8 protein-coding genes are annotated in these 8,432 nt (G+C 40.9%); 2 read left to right on the top strand and 6 right to left on the bottom strand.

Features of this window, described 5'->3' with window-relative positions; translation table 11 throughout:
• Positions 1–529: 529 nt before the first annotated feature.
• Together MMU05_RS17260 and MMU05_RS17255 are read right to left on the bottom strand one after the other, a co-directional pair.
• A complete protein-coding gene (locus MMU05_RS17260; RefSeq protein WP_241142928.1) occupies positions 530–922 on the bottom strand; it encodes a DUF302 domain-containing protein in 393 nt (130 codons plus the stop codon).
• Positions 923–1,097: 175 nt separating this feature from the next.
• Entirely contained in the window at positions 1,098–2,057 is a 960-nt protein-coding gene (locus MMU05_RS17255) for a helix-turn-helix transcriptional regulator (protein WP_241142927.1), read from the bottom strand.
• 132 nt (positions 2,058–2,189) lie between these two features.
• Between MMU05_RS17255 and MMU05_RS17250 the strand changes: the two genes are divergently transcribed.
• A complete protein-coding gene (locus MMU05_RS17250) occupies positions 2,190–2,702 on the top strand; it encodes a DinB family protein (RefSeq protein WP_241142926.1) in 513 nt (170 codons plus the stop codon).
• 302 nt (positions 2,703–3,004) lie between these two features.
• A complete protein-coding gene (locus MMU05_RS17245) occupies positions 3,005–3,253 on the top strand; it encodes a hypothetical protein (RefSeq protein WP_241142925.1) in 249 nt (82 codons plus the stop codon).
• A gap of 798 nt (positions 3,254–4,051) precedes the next feature.
• Here the strand turns inward: MMU05_RS17245 and MMU05_RS17240 are convergent.
• The 4 genes from MMU05_RS17240 to MMU05_RS17225 form a co-directional block, all read right to left on the bottom strand.
• Positions 4,052–4,237, bottom strand: a complete 186-nt coding sequence (locus MMU05_RS17240) for a hypothetical protein (protein WP_241142924.1) — start codon at positions 4,235–4,237, stop codon at positions 4,052–4,054.
• Between the two features lie 84 nt (positions 4,238–4,321).
• On the bottom strand, positions 4,322–5,233 hold the full coding sequence (locus MMU05_RS17235) for a M1 family aminopeptidase (RefSeq protein ID WP_241142923.1): 912 nt from the start codon (positions 5,231–5,233) through the stop codon (positions 4,322–4,324).
• A 102-nt stretch (positions 5,234–5,335) separates the two neighbouring features.
• Positions 5,336–7,183: a carboxypeptidase-like regulatory domain-containing protein gene (locus MMU05_RS17230; RefSeq protein ID WP_241142922.1), complete on the bottom strand. Its 1,848-nt coding sequence runs from the start codon at positions 7,181–7,183 to the stop codon at positions 5,336–5,338.
• 115 nt (positions 7,184–7,298) lie between these two features.
• A complete protein-coding gene (locus MMU05_RS17225) occupies positions 7,299–8,432 on the bottom strand; it encodes a helix-turn-helix domain-containing protein (RefSeq protein ID WP_241142921.1) in 1,134 nt (377 codons plus the stop codon).

Genomic DNA, 8,432 nt, shown 5'->3' with positions numbered 1-8,432 from the left:
AAGGTTATTTAGAAAAGAATTCACTCCCATCTCTCACCACTTTATGTTAATTTATGGAATCATTTCAAACATAGGAGAAACAAAGGATGCAATAGTTCTTTTTTTTGCGATTATGCCGGTCTCCTGAAGTTTCGGGATAATTCCTTCTCGCTCCGAAACAAAAACGTTTAGTCTTGAATAGAAAATGCTTGATTTACCCAATTGCGTGCAACAAGGTGGAAACAGCTAAAAGAAAAAGCCCTTAGAACCTGGTTCCAAGGGCTTTTCTATGGCCTGTTGTATTGACTTCTTTCGAAAATCAATCATTTTTCTTACCGTCTTTTTTGGCTTTCTTTTCAGCTCTTTTTTCTTTGAGGTTTTTACCAGGCTTCTTTTTCTCTTCCTTTTTTACTGTTTTTTCTTTTGACATGGCTAGTAAATTTTATAAAAGTTAGGTTTAAATCCTCAAATCTCCAATGGGGGGATCAAGGATTATTTTTGCCTGTATGCTCCCACAAAGTTGCATCCACCTTTAACCACTTGAAGGTCTTTATACTATCTTTTCGATAACCTTTTCGAGTTTTTGCTGCACATCACGGGCGAGGGGTTCGATTTTCTCATTTCCCATTCCTCCCATGGCAGCCACAGGGTCAACGGCAGATACTTCTATTTCGCCCGACTCCAATTCACGCAGGGTCACATTGCAGGGCAGGAGGGCACTCATATAGGGGTCAATGGTCAGGACTTTGTCCGCATAGACGGGATTGCAGGCACCCAAAATCAGGAAAGGCTTGTAGTCCTTGTCCAGTTTCTTTTTCATGGTGGCCTGTACATCGATTTCTGTCAGCACTCCAAAGCCTTCAGATTTCAAGGCTTCTGTGATTTTTTCCTTGACAGCAAGAAAATCTTGTTTTGGGAGGGTTTTTGAGATATGGAAGTTCATGGATATCTATGGTTATTTTGGTTAAAGGTATTCTAATTGATTGTTAAAAAGAGTGATAATTGTTACGTTTTGGATTTCTTTTCAAAGTTTGCTCCTATTAAACAGGCTAAAAGAATTTCCAAAAATCGAAAAGTATTGTTCAAAAAGTGAGATGGCTTCTATCCAAAGAAATTTTTTATTCCTCATTTTGGGGGTGAGTGCTGTTTTGGATCATCTGACCCAACAATTCCACCAATCTATTTTTGACTACCAAGGGTTCGATCACCCTGACGAAATCCGCCAACATGACAATCCACCTTACAAAGCCCTCGAGGGAAGAGGTCATAAATGTCATTTCCACAGATCTTTCTTTGTATTTTTCAAATATAAATCCGTGATTATACCGCTGTACTTTCAGGTATTTTACGTCGGTTTTGGGGATTTCCAATACTACTTTAAGGAGGTTTTCGTTTTTCGCTTCCTTTTCCAAATACTCATTGAGGGAGGGGTGGATGGCCTGGAATCTTTCACTCAGTATTTTGAGGTTGATAACTCTGTCTAGTCTGAAAGTACGGTAATCTTCTCTCAACCTGCACCATGCAATGAGGTACCACTGTTCAAAAGCATGGTAAAGCCCGACGGGCTCCACGATCCGTGAGGTAGTTTCTTCTTTTTCGAAGGTGGTGTAATCCAAATGGATCAGGAAATTTTTACCCAAACTGTCGAGGATAAGTTGGAGAATATTGCCTTTTTGGTGAAGTGTATTCCTGTTCCTGAACACACCGATCAAAGGTGAGATACTTTCCAAGGTATCTTTTTCAGAATTCCTGAGAACCGACTTGATTTTGGTGATGGCGGAATTGAAATGTTGGGCACTGCTTGTATCAGCTACCTTTTCATAGATTTTTTCAGCCACCAAAAAAGACATGGCCTCTTCTTTTGTAAACATAACCGGCGGAAGACGGTAACCTTCCAACAAAGAATAGCCCATTCCTGCCTCGCCAATAACCGGAATGCCCGCTTCCTCCAATGCCCTTATATCCCGGTAGACAGTCCTGAGACTGATACCAAAGCGGTCTGCAATCTCCTGTGCCTTGATGGTACGCTTGGATTGAAGTTGTGTAAGGATAGCAGTAAGTCTGTCAAGACGGTTCATTATTTAAAAAAAGATGGTTCCTAAAGGTACTTTATTTCTGAAAAAATGTTTCCCGAAAATATTCCAATTTTTTTCAGACCCTACTGACATAGGGCTGTCACTGGGCTACTGTTTTTTTGAAGTATTAAAACAATGTTAAACATCATAACAAAAAGCATTATGGAAATCAAAGAAAAAGAATTGCCTATCATTTCCTCGGATCAACTTCTGGCTCATTGGCAGGGACACAGACAACTCACCAGAAGAGTTATCGAAGCATTTCCTGAGGATCAATTATTTTCATTCAGTGTAGGTGGAATGAGGCCATTTTCTGATTTGGCCAAAGAACTCTTGGGTATCGCCGTTCCGGGTATCAAAGGCATGGCAACAGATGTTTGGGAACCATTAGATGAAAACATGGAATTGAATGGAAGCAAATCCAAACTGCTTGAGGAATGGGACAAAGCAACCGGGGAATTGGATGAATGGTGGTCAAAAATCCCCTTGGACCACTTTCAGGATACCGTCGTGGCTTTTGGCCAATATGAAGACAAGGTGTATTGCAGTATCCTTTATTTTATAGACAACGAAATCCATCACCGTGCACAAGGTTATGTTTATTTGCGGGCTTTAGGAATTACACCTCCGAATTTTTGGGAAAGGTAGCCCTTCGACTTCGCTCAGGGGCCGGCCTTCGACTTTACTCAGGGACCACCCTTCGACTTCGCTCAGGGACCGCCCTTCGACTCCTTGAGGGATCACACATCGACCTCGCTCAGGGAATGGCTTTTTTGCTCATCAAACGAAAACAGAAAACTCATGTCAACGATTGACACGGGTTTTCTTTTTTGCTTTTCCACCTTTCACTTTGTTGATCTTGGTAATGAAATCAATTTTGGACAAATACTTGTACTATGGCTGTTTGAGTTTTTACACAAAATCCTGAAATAATAAGCATCTCAAAATCAATGAAGACTTTTTCACAGGTATTAAACCTGCTTCCCGGTAAAGGATATGGTAATGAATTGAAAATCAATTTTGCCCGAGCCTATTTTGATGGTTCCGAAAATTTATACAATTCTGAAAAGCTCAAAATCACCAAGGTATATAGGTTTAAGGGTGAATCAGATCCCGGAGATATGGCTTTTATTTACTTTTTGGAGAGTGATTTAAGGGAGATTATCTTGATGCTAGGGTTCCTTCACAGGTCAGGATAAACCCAATTATGCTGATAGTGTCAAGCGGGTTCCAATTTAGGAAGTACAAGAGAGGGATTCCATTTAAAGAAAAAAAGTAGGATAGTAAATCTGAATATTGGAGATCAAAACCAAAATTTTGGTGACCTTTATTGGAATTGGAAAGTTACAAACCGTGGTATAATTGAAACTTAGTTACCTGGCCTATATGGTTGTTTTTTCAAAAGCATCTTCCTTTTTCTCTGTGGCTTTTCTTGAGTTAATTTTTTTTTCCGCAAGGAGAAGAAGGTATCGCCATGGTCGCATAGGGGGGTATCCTGGTTTTACCTTAGAGCTCACGGGGGCAGAGTTAATTCAGCATTCTAAACTCATAATTTTTTATTTCTTTCTTTCTTTTTTCTCTGCTGGTCTGCGTGAGGTATTTTTTCTTTTACCGTAAAGGAAATGAAGGTGTCGCCATGGTCGCAAAGGATTTTGAGCTTCCCTGCTTTTGGCGAAAACCTTAATTCTCAATTTGCATGGTTTCGGCCAAAAACCGGAATCGTTTTATTCCCTTATTTCCCCGAGTTGCGTTCCTTACTCGGGGCTACCCATATTTGACCACTACGTGGTCGGTTGTAGCCGAAATTCATAATTTTCTCCTTTTCCTCTGTGGCTTTGCGTGAGGCAATTTTTTTTACCGCAATGGAAAACAAGGTATCGCAATGGTCGCAAAGAGTAGATTACTTAATTTACCCCAGAGGGCGCAGAGTTTATTCAGCATTCTAAATTCATCATTTTTAATTTGTTTCTACTTTTCTCTGCGTGAGGCAATTTTTTTTAATCCTTCGGAGCAGCATCTTCTTCAATCACATCCTGCTCGACAGTAAATACAATGTCGTCTTTGGATTTGATTTCACCCGTGTAAAAATTATGGACGCCCAACATAAAAGCCACAATCAACGCCCAAGCAAGGTTGCGGATGGATTTCCAAACGTGTTTGAAGAATTTGGTCACTAGTTTCATCTGATTCGAATTTAGATATTTTCCAAGGCTAACCATCATTTCAAAAAAGATACCACCATTTTTTCCTGCCAAAACGGCTGAAAATCAGTCCTTTTCAATCTTGAAATAAAACCTATCCGTATGAAAATCTAAATCCTCGACTTGGGTACTTCCCAACTCCAGTTTTTGCCAATCTGAGTTTGGACTTATCCATTTCTTTTCCCCTGAAGCAATCTGATAGGTAATCGGCATAGCGAAATCCTCGGTATTGGCTTTCCATCTGTATTGAAGGATATTGCCGGATGGTTTTTCTTTCATCTGGATTTCCAGGATGGGTATCTCGGTCAACCTGAGGTATTGGTCAAAAAGAGGTGTAAAATTCGTTCCTGTTCTTTGGTTGAAGTATTCCAAAATCTGATGGGTGTTGATGCTTTGGTATTTGAAATCTTGGGGGATTCCTTTAATTATTCCAAACCACAGGCTGTCATTGTCTATGACATGTCTTAGCGTATTGAGGAAAAGGGCTCCCTTCACATACATATCCCAAATATTATAATGGACGTGATTGACACCGAAATGGCCGATGACAGGTTGCTTGTTAGAAACACTTGGCTTCATGGCATTGAGGTAAACCAAGGCCTCTTCGTAGCTATATTGCTCTTCGATAAATAACGCCTCTGCATAAGTGGCAAATGCCTCGTGGATCCAAAGTTCAGCGTTGTCTGTGCAACTCACACTGTTGCCCCACCACTCGTGGGCAAACTCATGCAAAAGAATCTGGTCAGGAAGTTCGCCTGCCGCAAAGTCGGGTTTGGTTCCTGTATCTTCATTTTCGCCATTTTGGAAATATTCAAAACCCAAAGCCACCGCACTCTGATGTTCCATGGCATGTGGTGTTTCTAAGAATTTGATCCCGTCCCCGGGAAAAGGATAGGGTCCAAAGTACTTCTCAAAGGTATTCAGGGCTTTTTCAGTAGTTACAAACTTCGAAGGCACATTTTCCAAATGATAATCCATCACATGGTATTCGACATCCAATTCACCTTCCTGTGAGGGGAAAATCTTGGCGATCTGCCCATATTTCCCGATGTTCAGGGTGATGTTGTAGTTGTTGATCGGCTAGGAGACCTGCCATGTTGTTCTTGTTTTTCCATTTTCCAGTTCCAATTTTTCTACCCTTCTCCCATTGGATACCGCTATCAAATCCGAAGGATTGGTGATGCTGATGGAGACCGAATCAGGTTCATCAGAAAGGTGATCTTTGTTGGGCCACCAACCGCTGGCGCCATACCCCTGGCAAATGGCCTGCATCCAAGGATTTCCATTGTCATCTGTAAACCATAGGAAGGAGGCAAACATGGGAGTCAAAGGATCAAAATCCAAGGGTCTTCCCCCAAAATAAGCCTTGATCTCTTCGATGTCACCTTTTTGTAATTTCTCTCCAAAGGAAACATATACTGCATCGAATTCCCTTTCAAAATCCAATGGCTTGGACCGGTGCAAAATGCTGTCAATCTTCATCCCTGAGTATAGGTCGATCTGGATTTTATCGGTCGGTTCCAATACTTGGAATCTGATCAGGCTACTTCCTTTGATCTCTTCCAATTCTGGAAAAACTTCCACATCCAAATGGTAATAACCCACATCAAAAGAAGTTCTCAAGGGAGTCAGGGTTCCTTTCAGGGTATCCAATCTCGAAAATTGATAAGGCTTGTATTCGGGAAAATTATTCTTCATCCCATAATTTCTGTCATCTGTTTCTATCCCTTTGGACTTGTCAAACTCCCTCCAAAATTCAGGGCGGTAATTGGCTTCAAACAGTTTCCAGGCTCTGCCTTGGTCATGGGAAAGAAATCCTGAATCCGGCATGACAGGATTTTTGGTAAAAGCAGAGGTTTTATAATGGAGTTTTTGTACCAATGGAAGCATATCCATGTCCCGTTTTTTGCTATTGACGATAAAGTTTTTTTCCGAATTGACTTCATCCAGATACCATCTGCCATCTTGCATTTTGTGTTGGATCATTTCCCGCCACTCACCTTCCTTGTAATGGAATTTGTACAAGTTGGTCACCATGATATAGCCCGCATTGGAAGTGAGCCTTCTGAATACTTTTTCGTCAGACCAGATATCCCATTTTGCAAAAGCTTTTGTCTCTTCGTCAAGGTAAATGTATCCTTGCCAGATCCCGTATTTCTTAAAATTTTTGGGGTGGAGCTTGATTTTGTAGGTTGGTCTTCCTTCAAAGTTTACCAGATCTTCCAATTCAAAACGGTAACTCTTCAGCCAATCTTCAGACATGACCGTAGAGGTAAAATCTCTTGCCACATCCCTGCCTTGCAGCAGGTGGATACCCACTTCCCATGGCGTCAGCATCATGATTTTCCAGTCATCAATCTCTGAAGGCTTGGTCCTGACTTCTCTGACGATGATGGAATCTCCTGTTATGTTTTTTTTGTTGTCGTGGAAAACAAAGGGAGGTTTGTAGATATCGATAAATGCTTCTGTATAGCGTAAGTTTTTGTCCCCCAACAAAGTGTAATTTTTATAATACCCACTGAGGGAGGTGGTGTCAATGCCATAATTTTCGGGAATGCGTTGCAGTGCTTCCCTCATCAATGAATGAGGATCCAATGGCTTGACATCTACAGTCTGCAATGTGATCAGGTCTTGTTCCATTTCTATGGTCAAAGCTGAATTTCCCTGAGTCACATTGATCAATACAGGCTTATAACCCATGCATGAAAAACGGATGTCATGGGTTCCTTTTGGAATGGAAAGAGAAAAATTTCCGTTCAGGTCTGCTACGGTACTGGTATTGGATTGGCTATTTCCCACATTGACAAAAGGAATGGCTTCTTTGCTGGTCTTGTCAATGATTTTGCCCCTGACGGACAGGTTTTGAGAATAGGAGAAAACGGGAGAAAAAAATAAAGCAATCAGGCTGCACCGAAGGAGAAAATTCATTAGTTGGGTCATTGGTATAGTATCGAAAGACATTTACAAAAATACGGAAAGCAGTCTTTTTAAGGTCTGTAAAAAATAGCCCATTTCTTCTCAAATCCTGATTTGAGCAATAATTTCAAGCTTTTACTTGAGTCGTGGGGTCTGTCATTCCTGCCAAATAAGCTTTTGGACTCCTATTTTTGGCTTTTTTAAATGCCCTTTGAAAAGTAGCCTGAGAATTGAAACCGCATTCCTGGGCAATCCCAAACATGGTCAAGTTTGGTTTGGTTTCAGTGGACATTCTATGGCAAAAAGCTTCCACCCTTTTGTTGTTGACAAAATCATTGAAATTGGTCTTGCCGGCTTGGTTGAGGGCATATGAAATATCTTTTGAAGGAATACCCAAATGGTCTGCCACGATCTGGAGGTTCAGGTTGGGATTTAGAAAAAGTTGTTCCTTATCCATTGCATTGTGGAGCATTTCTAATGATCCAAAAGCTTCAGGATTGGTTTCTTTCAATTGGGGTAAAACTTCTGTTTGGATGGATTTGACTTTCCAATAGCCTGCCATGGCCGACCAATATAAAAAAAGCACCAAGAAAAGTTCAATAGGATAGTAGCGGGATCCATATTGTTCATCGTACCACATCGGCGACAGCAAAGTCAGCGTCCATCCTATTGCCAAAATAATCTGGAACACCAAGATACTTTTGACCCAAAGTAAACTCTCATTTTGGCGTGGGTTTGAATTTTGACCAACGCTGTTCCTCTTTACCATAATCACTGAAATGACTGTAAAAAAGAGAAAAACCAGTAGGCTCCAAACTTCGCTGTAGGCATCAAAAATCTTAAACATTCCTGTCAATGGAATCTCCAATTGCTTCCAACCAAGTCTGAAATAGGCAAAATACCCCAGGGCATTGATACCGGCAAAAGTCAATTGGAAAAGAAATGGAGAGAAAAAAAGCAGGATTACTTTTCTATTTGCGACAAATCCAGGTTGCAGTAAAGATTTGAAATAGAAATAGAACCCGGGTCCGATGAGGAAAATAGTCACAAAAGGAAAGAAGTCAAAGAAGCTGGTGTACTTGTCCAGTCCAGCACTCCAGTTGAAAGTCTCAAGTGCATTGTAAACCAAAGCCACCATGACCAAAGCCAGAAATATCCGCCCTGGATGCTTCCTGTGAAAGATCAAAATGCAGGCGAAAACCATTCCTTGGATGGCTCCAAAAAGTATTAAAATATTGACCCAATGAAGATCCAATTGCAT

The sequence above is a fragment of the Cognataquiflexum rubidum genome, assembly GCF_022538115.1.
In the GTDB taxonomy this organism is placed as follows: domain Bacteria; phylum Bacteroidota; class Bacteroidia; order Cytophagales; family Cyclobacteriaceae; genus Cognataquiflexum; species Cognataquiflexum rubidum.
The sequence above is the reverse complement of the archived record's forward strand: the minus strand, read 5'-3'. Positions and strand labels throughout refer to the sequence as shown.

Coding starts and splice junctions, on each gene's coding strand:
- MMU05_RS17235 (WP_241142923.1), bottom strand. CDS start 5,233: ATGGATTATCATTTGGAAAATGTGCCTTCGAAGTTTGTAACTACTGAA.
- MMU05_RS17240 (WP_241142924.1), bottom strand. CDS start 4,237: ATGAAACTAGTGACCAAATTCTTCAAACACGTTTGGAAATCCATCCGC.
- MMU05_RS17230 (WP_241142922.1), bottom strand. CDS start 7,183: ATGAATTTTCTCCTTCGGTGCAGCCTGATTGCTTTATTTTTTTCTCCC.
- MMU05_RS17225 (WP_241142921.1), bottom strand. CDS start 8,432: ATGCAATTGGATCTTCATTGGGTCAATATTTTAATACTTTTTGGAGCC.
- MMU05_RS17250 (WP_241142926.1), top strand. CDS start 2,190: ATGTTAAACATCATAACAAAAAGCATTATGGAAATCAAAGAAAAAGAA.
- MMU05_RS17255 (WP_241142927.1), bottom strand. CDS start 2,057: ATGAACCGTCTTGACAGACTTACTGCTATCCTTACACAACTTCAATCC.
- MMU05_RS17245 (WP_241142925.1), top strand. CDS start 3,005: ATGAAGACTTTTTCACAGGTATTAAACCTGCTTCCCGGTAAAGGATAT.
- MMU05_RS17260 (WP_241142928.1), bottom strand. CDS start 922: ATGAACTTCCATATCTCAAAAACCCTCCCAAAACAAGATTTTCTTGCT.